The sequence below is a fragment of the Alsobacter sp. P4_H11 genome (genome assembly GCF_056400925.1).
On record NZ_JBFUKI010000001.1, the window covers coordinates 47,209 to 63,328 of the forward strand.

Below are 16,120 nucleotides of genomic sequence, written 5' to 3' on the forward strand. Positions count from 1 at the left end.
GGTGCGCCGCTCCCCTCTTCGCCCGCGAGGCTCCCATGACCGAGAAAGTCACCGACAGCTCCTTCGCCACCGACGTCCTGCAGGCGTCCACGCCCGTGGTGGTGGATTTCTGGGCCGAGTGGTGCGGCCCCTGCCGCATGATCGCCCCCGCCCTGGAGGAGATCTCCAAGGAGATGGGCGATCAGGTGAAGATCGTGAAGCTCAACGTCGACGAGAACCCCCAGGTGGCGGGCCAGTTCGGCATCCGGTCGATCCCGACGCTGCTCCTGTTCAAGGACGGCAAGATCGCGTCCCAGAAGGTGGGCGCCGACTCCAAGGGCGGCCTGTCCAAGTGGATCCAGTCCGCGATCTGACAATCTGCAGTTGATTCAGCGAAAAGCCCCGGAGCATCGCTCCGGGGCTTTGTTTATGCGTGCGTTGCTGCCGGTCTAGAACTCGTCCCAGCCGCCGTTCGCCGCCTTGCGGGGCGCCGGAGCGACCCGCGCGCGGGCCGGCGCCTTGGCGGCCTTCGACTTGAACGCCTCCGCGGCCAGCTCGCGCAGGCGGGCCGGCTCGGTCTCGGCCGGACGAGCCGTGTGGCCGATCGATCCTCCGCGCGTGCGGAACGTCGCCACGATCTCGTTCAGGCGCTCGATCTGCGACGACAGCGACGACGCCGAGGCGGCGCTTTGTTCCGCTAGCGCGGCGTTTTGCTGAGTCATCTGGTCCATCTGGGCGACCGCCTGGCTCATCTCGTCGATGCCGTTCGCCTGCTCGGCGGAGGCGGTCGAGATCTCTCCCACCGTGCTGGCGACGCGCTGCGACGCACCCACGATCTTGTCCAGCACCTCGCCGGCCGAACGCACCAGCTTGACGCCCTGCGCGACCTCCTGGGTCGAGGAGTTGATCAGCCCGGTGATGTCCTTGGCGGCTTCGCTGGAGCGCTGCGCCAGCGTCCGAACCTCCGACGCCACCACGGCGAARCCCTTGCCGGCCTCGCCSGCGCGCGCGGCCTCGACCGCGGCGTTCAGGGCCAGSAGGTTCGTCTGGAACGCGATRTCGTCGATGACGCTGGTGATGTCGGTGATCTTCTGCGACGCCAGCTCGATCCGCGCCATCGCGTCCACCGCCTGGGARACGATCTTGCCGCCATTCTCGGCCACCTTGGTGGCGTCCTCGGCCARCTCCACGGCCTGSCGCGACGACATCGCGGACGCCTTCACGGACGCGGCCAGTTCCTCGGTGGTCGCCGCGGTCTCTTCCAGCGACGCCGCCTGGTCCTCGGTGCGCCGCGACAGGTCGTCCGCGCCCGAGTTGATCTCSCGSGCGGCGCTGCCGACGTCGGTCGCCGTCACCTGGATGGTYGCMACYGTCTCGGACAGGCGCTCCACGGTGTCGTTGATCGCCGACTTCAGGTCGGCGAAACGGCCCCGGTAGGCTGTCGCGACCGTCTGGGTCAGGTCGCCCTGCGCGATTCTGTCGAGCACGCTGGCGAACTCCGTCGTGGCGCTGTCCACCACGGCGTTGATCTCGTTGATGCCTTGAACGAGTTTGCGCATCTCTGCGTCGGTCGTATCGATCTCCAGCCGTGCCGAGAAGTCGCCCGCCGCCGCGGCCGCCACGACCTGGCCCACATCGTTGACCACAGCGAGCATGGATTCTGCCCGCGCGGCTCTTTCGGCCACGGCGGTGCGTTCCTGTGCCTCCAACTCCCGCATGCGCACCGCACGCTCACGAAAAACCTCGAGAGCCCTGGCCATCGCGCCGATCTCGTCCGTCCTTTTCAAATGAGGGATTGCCGCTTCGTACTCACCGTCGGCAAGTAACTGCATTCGTGCCGTCGTATCGCCAAGTGGCGTGGTCACAGACCTTGAAACGAACCGCCACGCCATGATGCCGCTGCCCACGAGCAAGAAAACGAGGGCGACTGGAAGCAATCGACCGACAATCGCCGAAGCACGGTCGGCCTCTTCCTTTAGGGCAACTCCAGCTCGCTCGTTGCTCGCGCTAAAGCTTGTAAGGACGTCGTTAAGAGCCTGGCGATTCTGCCGGTTCAGATCGTTGTTGCCTTGCGCATCCGCCGCCGCGGCGGACACCTCCCGGGCCAAACGAATCGTCTCATTCCTGAACGCAATGAAGTCGGCGATTGTGGCAGAGAGTTTCTCGAAGCGCGCCCGATCCGACGCAGGGATAATTTTTCCGAGGTCTGCCGCCGAGCTCTGAAGCGTGGCGAACCGGACCTCGTTAGGCTTGGCAAACTTTTCTACATCGTCTCGGGTCTTCGCAATATAGATCCCGCGAGAGTCCATTACGACGCCGGTGACGAGGTGATTGATCTTCTCGGTCCTGAACGAAATATCCTGCTGAAGGTCCTGTAGCTGTCCGATACGGCCAATATGCCAAAGAGCCATCAAGCACATCATGCACGCGATGGCGCCCGCCGCGGCTACAGTGAACACCAGAATAGATATTTTCGCACGAATCGACTTCACAGCTTCGCCCCACAGCCCAAGAGCGAGCAATTTTGCAGCTGACCTCCAAATGGAGAGTTAAGCGCGCGACGTTCGGGATTCAGTCTGCTTCTGACCCAAAGCGGACCTGGCGAGTTACCGCTCCGAAAGTCAGCTCTAAAGCTGGAAGGAGGCCATCGCGGGGGGCCATACCCGCGCCCGACAAGCGGAGCGTAGCGGGGCTATTGGCCGCCGGTGCGAAGTGAACTAGATCAGTTCAGCCGGCTCCCTCGTATGACGACGCAGAGCCGACCCCCTCCCGCGAGCGCCCCTCAGCCGATGATCCCGTCCTGGATGACACCGGAACAAGCCTACCAGTGGCAGCTCGCCCTGGAGGTGCGGCTGCTGCGCGCAAGCGGCGACGCCTTCCAGCAGTTCTTCTCCGACGTGATGGCGCGGCGGCACGGCGACGACTTCGTGCGCACGCGCCCGTGGGGTTCCGCCGGCGACAAGGGGTGCGACGGCTACCTGGTTTCGACGGGCGACCTGTTCCAGTGTTACGGCAGGATCCACGACGCCGGGCTATCGCTTCCGTCCGTGATTGCCAAGATGGGCGAAGACTACGCCAAGGCAGTCGGGGCGCTCGCGCGACTCATAAAGGGCTGGAGCTTCGTTCACAACCTTGTAGACGGTGTTCCGGTCGACGTGATGGCGAAGCTCCACGAGCTGAGCGCCGCGAACCCACACCACCGTTTCGGCTTCGTCGGTCCGGAGGGCATAGCCAAGCGAGTTTTCGAGCTGAGCGAGGCGGAGATCATAAGGCTGATAGGGCCGGCCGCTAACGCTGCGGACACGCAGAACCTGCGGATTGAGGAGGTCGCCGGGCTGATCTCGGTCGTGATGGGCAGCGTCTCCGGCGACGTGCCCCCCGCCGCAGCGCCCAAGCCGGTACCGTTCAACAAGATGGAAACAAACGAGATCCCGACGCTTTGGCGGGGCATCCTGAAAGCCGCGACTCCCAACGCTGCCTTTGTTCAAGACTACGTCAACGAGCACCCCGATCCGGAGATGGGCGGGCGGCTCGCCCGCATCTTCCGCGGCAGGTACGATGCCCTGAAGCTGCAGGGGCTGGGGCCGGGCGAGATCCTGCACACCCTCTACGAGGGCATCACGGGCGTCGGCGCCGTCGCCCCGGCGCGGCAGGTGGCGGCGCAGGCGCTTCTAGCGTACCTGTTTGAGGCTTGCGACATCTTCGAGGATCATCCGGCCAAGGTAAAACCATGATCCTTCCTGGCAAGCATCTGTCGCCCCAGCGCGCCCTGATCGGCGTCGGCGCGGACATCCTGGCGCAACTCGATCGCCCTCGCGACGTGTCGGAGCTGTGGGACCGCGTGCGGGTGGTGCGCGCTGGGCGCCCGGCGGCTGCGATCACCTACGACTGGTTCGTGCTGGCGCTCACGTTCCTCTACGCCATCCGGGCCGTAGACGAGGCAGACGGCGTCGTGCAGGCGGCGCGGCCATGATCCTGTCGATCGGCAGCAGCCTCCCCACCTTCAGGCCCGTGACGTTCCACGCGGGACTGAACATTGTGCTGTCGACCTCCGCTCCGGGGTCGGGCGAGCGGCTGACCCGCAACAGCGCAGGCAAGTCCAGCCTGATCGAGATCGTGCATTTCCTGCTCGGCGGAAAGGCTGATCCCGGCAGCCTGCCCCGGCACAAGGAAATGGAAGAGCATGCGTTTTTTGGGGTGTTCCGCATCGCGGGGCGAGAGGTGAGAGTCGAGCGCCGCGGGGCGAAGCCGTCACGCGTCGTGCTCGACGGCGCTACGGTCGCGTATTTCGGCCTGGACGCGAAGGAGAGCAAATCGGGCGAGCTGTCCGTCTCAAATGAGGCCTGGAAGGAGTTCCTGGGCCACCAGTTCTTCGAGCTCCCGAAAACTGTGAAGGGGTCCAGCTTCGAGGAGAGCTATACGCCTTCGTTCAGGCCGATGTTCGGTTACTTCGCCCGGCGCGCCGGCGCGGGCGGCTTCATGCATCCGGAAAAACAGGCAGAGCAGCAGCAGCGCTGGGACTGGCAGGTCAGCCTCTCCTACCTGCTCGGGCTCGACTGGCGTCCTGCCCACGACCTTCATCGTCTGCGCCAGCGCGAGGGCCAGCTCGAAGAGCTGAAGAAGGCTGCCAAGGGCGGCGTCCTAGGCTCCGTGATCGGGTCCGTGGCCGAACTGCGCCCGGAGATGGTTCAGGCGCGCGACCGGGCCGACCGCCTGCGCGAGGAGCTGGCCCGCTTCCAGGTGCACGAGCAATACGAGACCATGATGGCTGAGGCGACCCAGGCCAAGGCTGAGATGCAGGCGCTGCTTCGCAAGGCTGTGCCCCTGCGTGAGACGCTAAGTCACTTGGAGGAGGCGCTCAAGCGAGAGCGGGTGCCGGACCGCGGCGACGTTAGCCGGCTATACGAGGCTGTGGGGGTTGAACTGCCCGAGACGGCGCGGCGACGCTTCCAAGATGTGGAGCAGTTCCACCAATCGGTTGTCGAGAACCGCCGGCTGCGACTCCAGGAAGAGCTTGAGCGTTTCAGCAGGGAGATCAAAGGAGGGCAGAAGCGCGTGGCCGAGCTCGACGCTCTCCGTGGCGCCGTGCTCCGGGATCTCGAAGGGCGCGGGGCGCTCGAAGACTTCACCGCGATGCAGAGGCGTCTGGCGGAAGCCGACGCGGAGGCGGCGAGCCTGGCTGAGCGCTTCAAGGCGGCCGAGGCGCTCGAAAGCGAGAGCACCCAGCTCAAGATCGACCGCGCCAGCGTGAAGCGCCGGCTTCAGGAGGACCACCACACCCGGCGTGACCGGCTCGACAGGTCAATCCTGCTGATCGGGCGGGCGATCCGGGCGCTTTACGCCGACCGGAAGGGTAACTTCGAGGTCGCCGCCACCGACAACGGCCCCGAGTTCCGGATTTCGATCGAGGGGGACCGGGGCGGCGGGATAGCCAACATGGAGATCTTCTGCCTGGACCTCGTCCTATTCACCCTTTGGGCCGAGCGTCACAAGGGGCCCGGCTTCCTGATCCACGACAGCCACCTTTTCGACGGCGTCGACGCCCGCCAGGTGGCCATTGCGATTAGAACCGGAGCGGAGGTCGCGACCATGGCGGGCGGCCAGTACATCGTCACGATGAACTCGGACATTCTCAATAGCTTGGTCTTTCCACCCGAGATCGAGATTCGGTCCGCCGTGGTCGCGCCTACCCTTTCAGACGCGGACGTGACTGGCGGTCTCTTCGGCTTCCGGTTCGACTAACATGGGCGTTGTAAGCGGGCCTTAAGTCTTTTCCGTCATAGAGGGAGTGGGTCCTCATGCGGGAACCCCGGGACCGTATGCCTCATTGACTAGGCTGCAAACGTGCAGGCATATGCAAGGATGTAAGCGCCATGTGCGGGCAAGCGCCTACGCGAACGGGGCCAAGGAGGGCCGCCATGAGCGAACGCATCTCACTCGTCCACAGGACGATAGATGGCTTCCACACTTTCACCTCGCCGCAGCTCAAAGGACTCTTCGCGACCGGCGAAACGCTTGAGGAAGCGCAGATCGAGGCCGTTGCTCTTACCCAGAAGCTTCTTGAGTTGCGCGGCACGAAGCCCGAGATGCTGTCCGCTCTGATCTTCGAGGACGAGACGGAAGCGGCTTGGTGATCTACTGCGTCGACTTCGCGGAAGTGGTCGCACACTTGCGTCAACGTGGATTTCGAGTTGTCAGCCAAACCCCGGCCACCTTCATTTTCTTCGACGGGGACTCGTATCTGTCTTTGAGGAAGCCAAACGTCAACGGGCACACGCCAGAGAACCTGATGCTGGCCGCCTTTGATGCAGCAGGCCTCGATCCGCCAGGCGACATCACTGTCTTCTACTGCGATTGAGTGACCAGCTTATCCAGAAAAGCGGCGCGCCAGCGAGGCGTCGCGCCTACGAAAGGTGCCCGCCCCTGCTGCATTGCGGCTTAGGAACGGGACCACTCAATTGAGCCTCCGTCCCCTCCCGAGGGCATCCGCGGCCGCAAAGGATGGCAAGGCAGATTCAAAGGCGAACCTGCGGCGACGTTAAACGTGATTGGCGGTCTTGCTCCGGCCGACGCTTTGCATGTGGCGCACCATCAGAAGGTTCTGTTCGCCCGAAACGTAGCCGCGGTTGTCTGCTCTCGCTCAATGAGCAGAAACTCGGGGGAAATCATCGGAAGTCCGCTTCTGGCGCAACGCGGACCGGGTCGAACGCGTGCGTATTGTCCGTTTGCTAGTTCCCTTAGAGAAATCCGATTGAGAACCAAGGAATAAACGTTAGGACCAATAGGCCGATGAACAAGGACCCGAGGTAAATCCAGATCCGTCGCATGCCCGCTTCAGGCGCAACCTGCCCAATGATACAGGCTGCGTAGTAGCAAAGCCCAAAGGGAGGGGCGAAGAGGCCGAGGCCCATCGCGAGGATCACCACCATGCTGTAGTGGACTTCATGAACCCCGAACTGCTTGGCGATGGGAAACAGGAGCGGTCCGAACAGGACGATGGCCGGGATGCCCTCAAGTAGGCTGCCAAGCACCATGAAGGCGACCACCGAAACCAGCAGGAAGCCGATCTGACCACCCGGGACCGCCGCCATGGCGGCGGCGAGCGCGTGGGAGAAGCCCGACTGGGTTAGCGCCCACGACATGGCGCTGGCCGCGCCGACGATGAACAGGATGGCCCCCGAGAGTGACGCCGTGCGGGCGAGCATCGGGATCGCGGCGTGCCATTTGAGCCCGCCCCGGTAAACGAGCATGCCGAGCACGAGCGAATAAGCGATGCCGATGGTCGACACTTCGGTCGCGGTGGCGAAGCCTTCCACGACGGCGGTGCGGATCAGGAAGGGCAGGAGCAGCGCCGGCAGCGCGATCGCGAGCGACTTGGCGACGACGCTCATGGGCGCGCGGGCCACGACCGTCTGGTCCTCCTCGCGCCCGGCGCGCCAGCGCGCCACGACGGCCAGCACGAGCGCCAGCACCAAAGCCGGCATGATGCCGGCCGTGAACAGGGCCGCGATGGACACGCCGGTCACCGACGCGATTGCGATCAGCACGATGGAGGGTGGAATGGTCTCGCTCATCGCGCCCGAGGCGGCGAGCAGCGACAAAAGCTCGCCATCCTTCATGCCGCGACGCCGCATTTCCGGAAACAGCACCGGCGCAACCGCGGCCATGTCGGCCGTCTTGGAGCCCGAGATGCCGGACACCAGCAGCATGGCGCCCAGCAGCACATAGGACATGCCTGCCTTCACGTGGCCGAGCAGGGAGGCCAGAAAGGCTACCATGACCCGCGCCATGCCGGTGACCTCCACCAGCTGGCCAAGTAAGACGAACAACGGAATGGCGAGGAGGATGAGCCCGCTCATGCCCTCGTCCATGCGGCCGACCACGATGGTCAGCGGCGTGGAGGTGGTGGTGAGGAGATAGGCCGCCGTGGCAAGCGCGAACGAGAAGGCGATTGGCACGCCGGCCAAAACGCCGGCTCCGAGCAGGCCGACAAAAAACACCATCAGCGACCAGTTGCCGGCCGCCACCAGGAGTGGCGCGGCGAGATAGAGGCCAAGCGCGATCCCGCCGAGAAGCGCACCGACGGCGGCGACATCCACCAGCCGATGCCGGGCCAGCTTGATGCCGCACGCCAGCAGGGCCAGCACGAAGCCCACCAGCACCGCCGCGGCCCGGACGACCCCCGACCAGCCGAGCGCCGGCATTTCCACGAACGATTGGTCCTCGGTGTAGTCATAGGCCGAGTGAAGCATCAGCGCGAAGAGCATGAACATCGCGCCCACCGCGAGCGTCTCCGTCCAGGCCCGCATCCGCGGGGAGAGCCCGCTCACCAGGAAGGTGAGGCGCATGTGCTCGCCCCGCAGCAGCGCCACCACGGCCCCGAACATCGCGAGCCACAGGAACAGGATCGACGCCAGCTCATCCGACCAGATAATCGGCCGGTGAAAGGTGCGGGCGCAGATGCCCACGAACAGGATCAGCACCTCCGCGGCGACGAGCAGAGCGGCCGGAACCTCGACGAGGCGCCTGAAGCCGGCGTCGAGGGTGTCCAACCAGCCTGGCGACGCGAGCGTGAGCTCGCTTTCGCAATCGCCGTGTTGAGGGGCCGCGATGCTCATGCAAGCTCTCCGGTGACGGACTCGAGCACGCCCCAGGCTTCGGCGCCGAACTTCTCTTTCCAGGTTTTGTAGAACCCCGACGCGGTCAGCGCCGACCGGAACGCCGGCTTGTCGGCGGCCTCGAAGACGAGTCCCTTGGCGGAGAGCTGCGCCTTCAGCGAGCCATTGAGCTTGGCGACGTCGTCGCGCTGCTCCAGCGAGGCGCGATCGAACTCGCGGCCCACGATCTCCTGCAGGTCGGCAGGGAGGCGTGCGATGGCGCGGCGGTTGCCCACCAGCCAGAAGGGATCCCAGATGTGGTTGGTCTCGGAGACGTATTTCTGCACCTCATAGAGCTTGCCCGAGTCGATCGCCACCAGGCCGTTCTCCTGCCCGTCGACCAGCTTCGTTTGCAGGGCAGTGTAGAGCTCGTTGAAGTTGATCGAGGTGGGGTTGGCCCCGAGAGACGAGAACAGCGACGTGAAGATCGGAGAGACCGGCACCCTGATGCGGTAGTCCTTTAGGTCCGCAGGCGTCTTGATCGGCTTCGTCGCGGAGGTGATCTGGCGGAAGCTGTTGTCGGACGCCTTGGAGGCGATCTGCAGGCCGGCCTTCTCGATCTGCTTCTTGACGTATTCGCCAATCGCGCCGTCGACCCCGCGCCAGGCCTGATCGTAGTCCACGAACGCGAAGCCGACATTCGTGATCGCCGCGCCGGCCGCCACCGTGGAGATCACCGAGCCCGCGATGTTGAGGAATTCGATGCCGCCGGAGCGGACCTGCGTGATGAGGTCCGTGTCGGATCCCAACTGGCTGGCGGGAAAGAACTTCATCTCCAGCCGGCCACCCGAGGCCTGCTGGATGCGCGCGCAGGCCTGTTCCAGTCGCGCGTTGATGGGCTGCGTCAGCGACTGGCCGGTCGCTACCTTGAAACTGAACTCAGCCGCGCGGGCCCGGCCCGTGCCGATCGCGAACAGCGGGATGCTGGCGGCCGCGCCGGCCAGAAGCGAGCGGCGCGAAAGTTCCGGCGTCCGGTTCGATGTGTTTTTGAATGTCATGATGTCCTCCCCTGGCGCGCAGATCTCGCGTGCTGCGTCCGTCGTGCCGAGCCCTGTCGGGAGCAAGCATCCAACAGTGCGTTAGGAAGGGAGCAATGCGTCGCCGGAGCACGATGCGTGCGTCGGCCGCTCTTCCTCCCGTCGTTTCCTCGAAGCGCCCGGTTGGTCCCGGAGGCATTCCTTATGGGCCGACAGTAGGAAGCGGGTCAGTGAAGATCAATTCAGATCGACAGTCCCTTTGTTTAGCGGAACTAAACGATCGAGGGCCCGCCTGGGCAACGCGTCGCGGCCTTTCGGAGCGGGCGGCAGCTTTCTTCAAGTCACGTTCATTAGCGCAGCTACACGATGAAGGTGTGTTTCTAAATTGAGCTAAAGACTGAGGTTGCTATCCTTCCCGCATACCGACGGCCGCGCTTCGCTGCGAGGGTCACGTCGGCAAAGGAGGATGCGGCCGCCGTCTCAGGCGGCTGGGTCACACGGACCGCAATCACCAAGGACGGCGAACATGAACCTCTACTCTTTGCTGGCCGCGCGCGCTGCGGCGGGCCGGCCCGTGCGCGTCGGCCTCATCGGCGCAGGCAAATTCGGCTCGATGGTGCTGGCCCAGGCGCAGCGGATCGCCGGGTTTCACATGGTCGCGGTTGTCGACCTCAACGTCGACAAGGCGCGGCAATCCCTGGAGCGTGTCGGCTGGGCCGCCGAACGCTACGCCGCCAAGGCGGTTGGCGACGCCATGAAGAGCGGCCAGACCTGTGTCCTGGACGATGTCGACGCCATGCTGGCCTGCGACGAGATCGAGTGCATCATCGAGGCGACCGGACATCCGCTCGCGGGCGCCCGGCACGCCCTCAAGGCGATCGACGCCGGCAAGCACGTCATCATGGTGAATGTTGAGGCGGACGTCATGGTCGGCCCGCTTCTCGCCGAGAAAGCGCGCCAGAAGGGCGTGATCTACTCCATGGCATATGGCGACCAGCCGGCGCTGATCTGTGAGCTGGTGGATTGGGGCCGGGCCTGCGGGTTCGAGATCACGGCGGCCGGCAAGGGCATGAACTTCGAGCCGCGCTACCGCTATTCCACCCCCGAGACGGTGTGGGGCTTCTTCGGCTGGACCGAGGAAGAGGTCGCCCAGGGCGATTTCAATCCCAAAATGTACAACTCCTTCACGGACGGCACGAAGGCCGCGATCGAGATGGCGGCGGTCGCGAACGGCGCCGGTCTGGACTGCCCCGACGACGGGCTCGCATTTCCGCCCGCCGGCTTGCAGGACCTCGCCAAGGTGTTCCGGCCTGCGGCGGATGGCGGCCGCATGGCGCGCTCCGGCCTCGTCGACATCGCGGCGAGCCAGGAGCCCGATGGGCGCGAAGTGCTCAACAACATCCGCTACGGCGTGTTCGTGACCTTCCAGGCCCATAACGAGTACGCCCGTGCGTGCTTCAAGCAATATGGCCTCCTGACGGATCCGTCCGGCTGGTACGCTTCGATGTGGCGTCCCTTCCATATCATCGGGCTCGAGACGTCGATCAGCGTCCTGTCAGCCGTGCTCCGCAACGAGCCGACCGGCTGCTCCAAGGAGTTCCGCGGCGACGCCGTCGCGACCGCCAAAAAGGACCTCGCGCCCGGTGAATACCTCGACGGAGAGGGCGGCTTCGCGGTCTGGGCCAACGCCATTCCGGCGGAACGCAGCCTGCGGCTCGGCGCCTTGCCGATCGGCCTCGCGCATCACGTCAAGGTGGTCCGCCCGGTCGCGCGCGACACGATCGTGACGGTGAACGACGTGGAGCTCGTCGACGACATGGACGTGGTTGCATTGCGTCGCGAGATGGAGGCCCGCTTTCGGGTTCCGGCGCCAACCCGGCTCGCGGGCTGAGGGTGTCATGGCGCAGCCAAATCCCTTCGTGGTCATCGCCGAGTTCCGGGTTAAGCCGGAGCGCCTCGACGCCTTTCTGGAAGCGGCGGCGGACGACGCCGCCCACAGCGTCGCGGACGAGCCCGGTTGCCGGAGATTCGACGTCGTTATGCCCGAGGGCGGAGCCACGGTGATCTTCTACGAGGTTTACGACGATCGCGCCGCCTTCGACGCGCATCTGCTGACGCCGCATCTGCAACGCTTTAGGGTGGCTTTTCCGCCGCTTATCGAAGCGGAGCTGCCGGTGCGGTTTGGCCTGCTTCAAAATCCGACGTCGCGCTGAGAATGAGAATAGGTTGAGGGCCGTCATGTTCGGCATGGCGGCCCTCAACCGTTCGGGCGGCGGCGCGACAAAGCCTGAGCGGCGTCGGTGTCAGCTCACGGTGCCTTGCCGGCGTCGAACTCTTGCCGCCAGATAACTCGCTCGGCCCGGATCCACTCTAGAAAGCGCTGCACCTTCTTCTGGCGTAGGTGGTCCGTCGGGCAGACGATCCATTGCGTCGTCAGCCGGACCGGAGGGGACTCGCGCACCGGGCAGACGAGCCGGCCCTCCGATAGCTCACGCCAACTCATTAGCGTGCTCTCGAGCGCGATGCCCATGCCATTCACCGCCGCGTCGATGGCCATGTGGCTGCGGTCGAACAGAAGGCGCCGCCACTGGCTCGCCGGGGCTACGCCCGCGAGCTTGAACCAGTGGGGCCACTGCGCCTGCGCCTTGACCGAATGGATCAGATTACGGCTCGCCACCTCGTCGGCGCCAAGACTTCCCGCAGCCGCGTAGTGTGGAGCGCAGACGGGCATGAAGGTCTCCTCCGTGAGGCCTTCAACGAACAATCCGGGCCACCGCCCGTCGCCATGGCGGATTTCGATGTCGACCAGCTCGCGATTGAAATCGGTGGGCTCGTTGGTACCGTCCAGCCTCAGCTCGATCTCGGGGTTCCCATCCAGAAAGGATTGAAGCCGCGGCAGGATCCATTTGTTGGAGAGCGTCGGCGTGGCGCGGATCGTCAGCCGAGTGACAGTGCGAAACCCGCGAATTTCGTGAGTGGCGTCGGTAATGCGTTCGAAGCCATCGCTGATTGCCGAGAAGTACCGCTCGCCGGCTTCGGTCAGGACCACGCGCCGACCTTTCTTGCTCAACAGCGAGACGCCGAGCTGCACCTCGAGAGCACGGATCTGCTGGCTCACAGCTGACGGAGTTACGCTTAGCTCCTCGGCGGCGCGCGTTATGCTTCCCGCCCGCGCGGTGACGTGGAAGACACTGACCGCCTTGATGGGAAGCTGCATGCTTGCGCCAGAGTTCAGCAACACCGATCCAGAGACCCTCACGGGGAACTCACACTTGGAGGTGCCGGACCTTATTACAGGGTCCGATCCGTCAGCGCCACCGGCACAGCATGACAAGCAGAACTAAGTGACCGCAAAGGGCAGCACGAACGGGCCCGGAATGGGAGCTCAAGTTAGGAAGGGCGAATAACGCCAACTGCAGCGTATCGTACAGGATCAAGTAATCGCGCAGCGGTGGGCGTTATTGGTGGGTACGTCTGTATCCGCCCTATTTCGGCTTCTTGTTTGCTATGCCGTCAATTCCGCATAGGCCGTGTCCAGCACGTTCTGGTATCTTCGTGCGCTCTGGACAGCACGGGCTTGATTGTAGTGCTTCTCCGCAACGGCATCATTATTGCCCAGCACAGTCGCGACATCACCCACGTAGCTGGGATTATCGACCGCGATTGCGGTCGCACCGGCATCGCGGAACCAATGAGGCGGGATCTCGACCCCGAAGGCGTCCTTGGTCCGCTTCCGGATGCGATAGTGCAAGGGTACCTCACCCAATGGCTCGCCCTGCCGCGAGATCCAGATCCGGTTCGTTGGCTTCGGATCTTTGCGTCCGCCAACACTGAGAAGGATGGGGCGATGGCGCGACATGTACAGGCTCACGGCCTCGGCCAGATCGGCCGGCAGGGCGAAATGCCGATACCGCTTGGACTTCATCTCAGCTGCCGGGAACTGAAGGCCCATCACAGATCCGTCGTGCGTAAAATGGTCGAGCGTGAGCCCGGCGAGATTGCGCAACCGGAGCAGACGTCGAACGAGCAATACGACACACAGCCCATCCCTGAAGCTGGCTGCACGCCGAAGCGGGGTGGAATTGTCATCGTCCGCCGCCCGGATGAGCGACCAGCCGAGCTCCTCGAGTTCGCGGGCGCTGCGGAGCCGAGCCAATTTGTTGCGGACCGGCTTTGGCCTGCGTCGCACACGCGCGCGGATGTCTCTCAGCCATCGCCAGTTCTGATCTGGATCCAGCACCCGGCACGCGTCATAAAGCTCCTGCACCCGGCAGAGAACAGTGTAGTCAGCCTTCTTCATCTTCCGCAGATCAGTGATGTAGGCGACGACCAGCTTCGGATGAACCAATCGCCCGGGGGCCCTATCCAACTCCGCGCCCGTGCTCGAGAGCCACCGCAAGAAGTAGCCCCAGCCCTTGATCGTTTTGCGCCGGGTGGACGGCCGCCAGAGGGCGGCTTCGCCACCCGTCGATCCGAGGTCGTCCTCGCTGCAGGCTCGCTGCCAGGCAGCCTGATGCTGTACCGGCCATTCAGTGAACTTCAGCCCGAGAATGCGCTTGGTCATGGCGCGTTCTCCTGCTGGTAGGAGTCGAGCAATTCGTCGTAGCGCCGAAAAGCGTCCTCCTGCTCGATGTCGCAGTAGAACGTCACCGTCGTGCGCAGCGACTTGTGCCCCAGCAGCACGCGCACCGTCTCGAACTCGCCCGGGTGCTGACGCAGGAACAGGTATGCAACGAGGTGTCGGAAGAGATGGGCGTTCATCTCAAGTCCAATTGTTTCCGCCAAGGCGGTTTGGATGGCCAACCCGATATAGGCCGGCGATTTGTGACCAAAACCGTTGCGGCCGGCCCCTGGGAAAAGACAGGGGGTTTCGACCTCGGCCAACAGCGGGCGATATTGGGCCAGATACACGTCGAGCAATTCGATCAGCCAACCGGGGAGGGGGAACTCAAGATCCTTGTCGTTCTTCACCTCGTGGGCCGGGAGGACAATGTGCACCGCCCCCTGCCGTCCCGACCGCGACGAACTGATGTGCCGGTCCAACCGCAGGCTGGCGAGGTTCTTTTCCCGCATCGGCGCGACGAGCAGGATCCCAATGGCCAGCGCCCGTTCCATCCGGGAAGCGTCAGCAGCATTTGGTGGACGAAGCTTTGCTTCAGCCATCAGGTCGCGGGGCGCCGCAAGCAGACGCGCCAGATTGGCGGGGTCCTTGAATTGCCGGAGGCGACGTTTGTTCTTCTCGGTCATGCCACTGTGGGGCGGGCGCACTCTGCCGGCCATGCGGCGCAGCTGCTGCAACTCTGGTTCTGGCAGAGCAAGCCGCCGCGCGACGAGCCGCAGGGCCGCGGCGATGTTCGCCATCTGGCCGCTCGCCTTGACGCCGTGGCGCTCCCGCAGCCGGTTGAGGATGGCGCGCACGGCGGCCGGCTGAACGAGATCTTCCAGTGTCTGGATGTCGTGCGCTGGCGTGCCAGCTTCCACCAACGCGGTCGCGGCCTGCAGAAGCTGCGCTCGACGATTGCGGATCGAGAACGGGCTCATTTCGGCGGTATCGGACTCGTCGAGCAGGTCCGGCTCGGCGAGCGTGCGGAGCAGGCCCTCCAATTCCTGCCGAAACGATGAGGGCATCTCATCCAGGGTCAACGCGCGGTAACGGAGACCTTTAGGGATGGGGAGATCCGCCGCGGGCCAACCGGCAATGGTGTCCCGGCTCTTGTTCCAGGCTCTGGCGACCTCGCGATGCGCCTGCTTGGCGCGGTCCACTCTGGTCGCAGCCAAATGCGAGCCGAAGGCGGTGAAGAGCGCCGCATCGAGGGTGTCCGGATCGCGACTCTGCCAATCACAGAATGACGCGAAGCGCCTCAGCGCGCAGCGGTCATAGCGGTTCCCCACGCTGGCCAGGAGATGCTCCCAAGCGTCGGTCAAGGCCACTTTGCTGCGCTTGCGCGGTCGCGCCTGCAGCCCCGCCAACTGCAGGGCGCTGTCGAGCAGCTTGCAAAGGTGCCGCCACTCGCGGGCGGTCAGGGCGACGCGACTGTGATCGAGGGTCGCCATGCGGTTGCGCAGCCCCAACGGGTCTGCGGCGATCATCTCGGCCGGCTGGCCGAGCATGCTCGCGACCTGGTCAATAGCCCGGGCGCAGTCTTGCGCGCGTTGCTTCGAGACCCGCTTGGAGGCGAACACCGCTGCGCCCACAGCTGCGAGGGTGAGGGGGCGAACTCGGATCGGAGAGGGAGCTTGCGGCATAGGGGCGTGGTCCTGCGTTTCGAGGCGGTTGTCGGTCGCCAATTTGCAGGTCGAGTTCACGACGAATTGTGGTTCTGGCGCATTCGCTTGCCCGTTTGCAGCTTTCTGAACCGGCTCCTCGATCTCAAAAAGGTCAATCTGGACAGCACGCGGAGAGCCGATTTTTGAGCTGCTCTTCTGCTGCTTCGTGCGCCGAGTATTCTGAGAGTTCGTCTGCTTCATCACCGCGGACGTCCTTCGGTTTGAAAACGGGGTCAGCTC

General features: G+C 64.5%; 13 protein-coding genes and 1 pseudogene. 8 read left to right on the plus strand and 6 right to left on the minus strand.

Annotated features, from left to right (window positions below):
* Window positions 1-20: 20 nt before the first annotated feature.
* Window positions 21-353, plus strand: a pseudogene (gene trxA, locus AC1DSZ_RS00190) (thioredoxin); the annotation flags it as partial.
* Window positions 354-428: 75 nt separating this feature from the next.
* Here trxA and AC1DSZ_RS00195 read toward each other — a convergent pair.
* Entirely contained in the window at window positions 429-2,471 is a 2,043-nt protein-coding gene (locus AC1DSZ_RS00195; RefSeq protein WP_476836388.1) for a methyl-accepting chemotaxis protein, read from the minus strand.
* Between the two features lie 297 nt (window positions 2,472-2,768).
* Here AC1DSZ_RS00195 and AC1DSZ_RS00200 point away from each other — a divergent pair, with 297 nt between their 5' ends.
* From AC1DSZ_RS00200 to AC1DSZ_RS00220, 5 genes are all read left to right on the plus strand, one after another.
* Window positions 2,769-3,713: an ABC-three component system protein gene (locus tag AC1DSZ_RS00200; RefSeq protein WP_476836389.1), complete on the plus strand. Its 945-nt coding sequence runs from the start codon at window positions 2,769-2,771 to the stop codon at window positions 3,711-3,713.
* Complete coding sequence (locus AC1DSZ_RS00205) at window positions 3,710-3,952, plus strand: ABC-three component system middle component 6 (protein WP_476836390.1); 243 nt, start codon at window positions 3,710-3,712, stop codon at window positions 3,950-3,952. Before AC1DSZ_RS00200 ends, AC1DSZ_RS00205 begins: the two co-directional genes overlap by 4 nt.
* The gene (locus AC1DSZ_RS00210) at window positions 3,949-5,721 is read left to right on the plus strand and encodes an ABC-three component system protein (RefSeq protein ID WP_476836391.1); all 1,773 of its coding nucleotides are present in this window, start codon (window positions 3,949-3,951) and stop codon (window positions 5,719-5,721) included. Before AC1DSZ_RS00205 ends, AC1DSZ_RS00210 begins: the two co-directional genes overlap by 4 nt.
* A gap of 176 nt (window positions 5,722-5,897) precedes the next feature.
* On the plus strand, window positions 5,898-6,113 hold the full coding sequence (locus AC1DSZ_RS00215; protein ID WP_476836392.1) for a hypothetical protein: 216 nt from the start codon (window positions 5,898-5,900) through the stop codon (window positions 6,111-6,113).
* Window positions 6,110-6,337, plus strand: a complete 228-nt coding sequence (locus tag AC1DSZ_RS00220) for a hypothetical protein (protein ID WP_476836393.1) — start codon at window positions 6,110-6,112, stop codon at window positions 6,335-6,337. Before AC1DSZ_RS00215 ends, AC1DSZ_RS00220 begins: the two co-directional genes overlap by 4 nt.
* A 379-nt stretch (window positions 6,338-6,716) precedes the next feature.
* Here AC1DSZ_RS00220 and AC1DSZ_RS00225 read toward each other — a convergent pair whose 3' ends face one another.
* Window positions 6,717-8,597 carry a TRAP transporter large permease gene (locus AC1DSZ_RS00225; protein WP_476836394.1) on the minus strand — a complete coding sequence of 627 codons (1,881 nt, stop codon included), beginning with the start codon at window positions 8,595-8,597 and terminating at the stop codon, window positions 6,717-6,719.
* Window positions 8,594-9,634, minus strand: a complete 1,041-nt coding sequence (locus AC1DSZ_RS00230) for a TRAP transporter substrate-binding protein (RefSeq protein ID WP_476836395.1) — start codon at window positions 9,632-9,634, stop codon at window positions 8,594-8,596. Before AC1DSZ_RS00230 ends, AC1DSZ_RS00225 begins: the two co-directional genes overlap by 4 nt.
* A gap of 505 nt (window positions 9,635-10,139) precedes the next feature.
* On the opposite strand from AC1DSZ_RS00230, the gene AC1DSZ_RS00235 reads away from it, so the two are divergent.
* Window positions 10,140-11,504 (plus strand): NAD(P)H-dependent oxidoreductase, encoded by a 1,365-nt coding sequence (locus tag AC1DSZ_RS00235; protein ID WP_476836396.1) that lies wholly within the window; start codon window positions 10,140-10,142, stop codon window positions 11,502-11,504.
* Between the two features lie 7 nt (window positions 11,505-11,511).
* Entirely contained in the window at window positions 11,512-11,826 is a 315-nt protein-coding gene (locus AC1DSZ_RS00240; protein WP_476836397.1) for a putative quinol monooxygenase, read from the plus strand.
* A gap of 95 nt (window positions 11,827-11,921) precedes the next feature.
* On the opposite strand, the gene AC1DSZ_RS00245 is transcribed toward AC1DSZ_RS00240, so the two are convergent.
* The 3 genes from AC1DSZ_RS00245 to AC1DSZ_RS00255 form a co-directional block, all read right to left on the minus strand.
* Complete coding sequence (locus AC1DSZ_RS00245; protein ID WP_476836398.1) at window positions 11,922-12,830, minus strand: LysR substrate-binding domain-containing protein; 909 nt, start codon at window positions 12,828-12,830, stop codon at window positions 11,922-11,924.
* 288 nt (window positions 12,831-13,118) lie between these two features.
* Window positions 13,119-14,177: a hypothetical protein gene (locus AC1DSZ_RS00250; RefSeq protein WP_476836399.1), complete on the minus strand. Its 1,059-nt coding sequence runs from the start codon at window positions 14,175-14,177 to the stop codon at window positions 13,119-13,121.
* Complete coding sequence (locus AC1DSZ_RS00255) at window positions 14,174-16,081, minus strand: tyrosine-type recombinase/integrase (protein WP_476836400.1); 1,908 nt, start codon at window positions 16,079-16,081, stop codon at window positions 14,174-14,176. Before AC1DSZ_RS00255 ends, AC1DSZ_RS00250 begins: the two co-directional genes overlap by 4 nt.
* Window positions 16,082-16,120: the final 39 nt, after the last annotated feature.

What these genes read in the sequence shown, in the direction of transcription:
- AC1DSZ_RS00200 (WP_476836389.1), top strand. Translation starts at nt 2,769, where the DNA reads ATGATCCCGTCCTGGATGACACCGGAACAAGCCTACCAGTGGCAGCTC.
- AC1DSZ_RS00205 (WP_476836390.1), top strand. Translation starts at nt 3,710, where the DNA reads ATGATCCTTCCTGGCAAGCATCTGTCGCCCCAGCGCGCCCTGATCGGC.
- AC1DSZ_RS00210 (WP_476836391.1), top strand. Translation starts at nt 3,949, where the DNA reads ATGATCCTGTCGATCGGCAGCAGCCTCCCCACCTTCAGGCCCGTGACG.
- AC1DSZ_RS00215 (WP_476836392.1), top strand. Translation starts at nt 5,898, where the DNA reads ATGAGCGAACGCATCTCACTCGTCCACAGGACGATAGATGGCTTCCAC.
- AC1DSZ_RS00225 (WP_476836394.1), bottom strand. Translation starts at nt 8,597, where the DNA reads ATGAGCATCGCGGCCCCTCAACACGGCGATTGCGAAAGCGAGCTCACG.
- AC1DSZ_RS00230 (WP_476836395.1), bottom strand. Translation starts at nt 9,634, where the DNA reads ATGACATTCAAAAACACATCGAACCGGACGCCGGAACTTTCGCGCCGC.
- AC1DSZ_RS00235 (WP_476836396.1), top strand. Translation starts at nt 10,140, where the DNA reads ATGAACCTCTACTCTTTGCTGGCCGCGCGCGCTGCGGCGGGCCGGCCC.
- AC1DSZ_RS00240 (WP_476836397.1), top strand. Translation starts at nt 11,512, where the DNA reads ATGGCGCAGCCAAATCCCTTCGTGGTCATCGCCGAGTTCCGGGTTAAG.
- AC1DSZ_RS00245 (WP_476836398.1), bottom strand. Translation starts at nt 12,830, where the DNA reads ATGCAGCTTCCCATCAAGGCGGTCAGTGTCTTCCACGTCACCGCGCGG.
- AC1DSZ_RS00250 (WP_476836399.1), bottom strand. Translation starts at nt 14,177, where the DNA reads ATGACCAAGCGCATTCTCGGGCTGAAGTTCACTGAATGGCCGGTACAG.
- AC1DSZ_RS00255 (WP_476836400.1), bottom strand. Translation starts at nt 16,081, where the DNA reads ATGAAGCAGACGAACTCTCAGAATACTCGGCGCACGAAGCAGCAGAAG.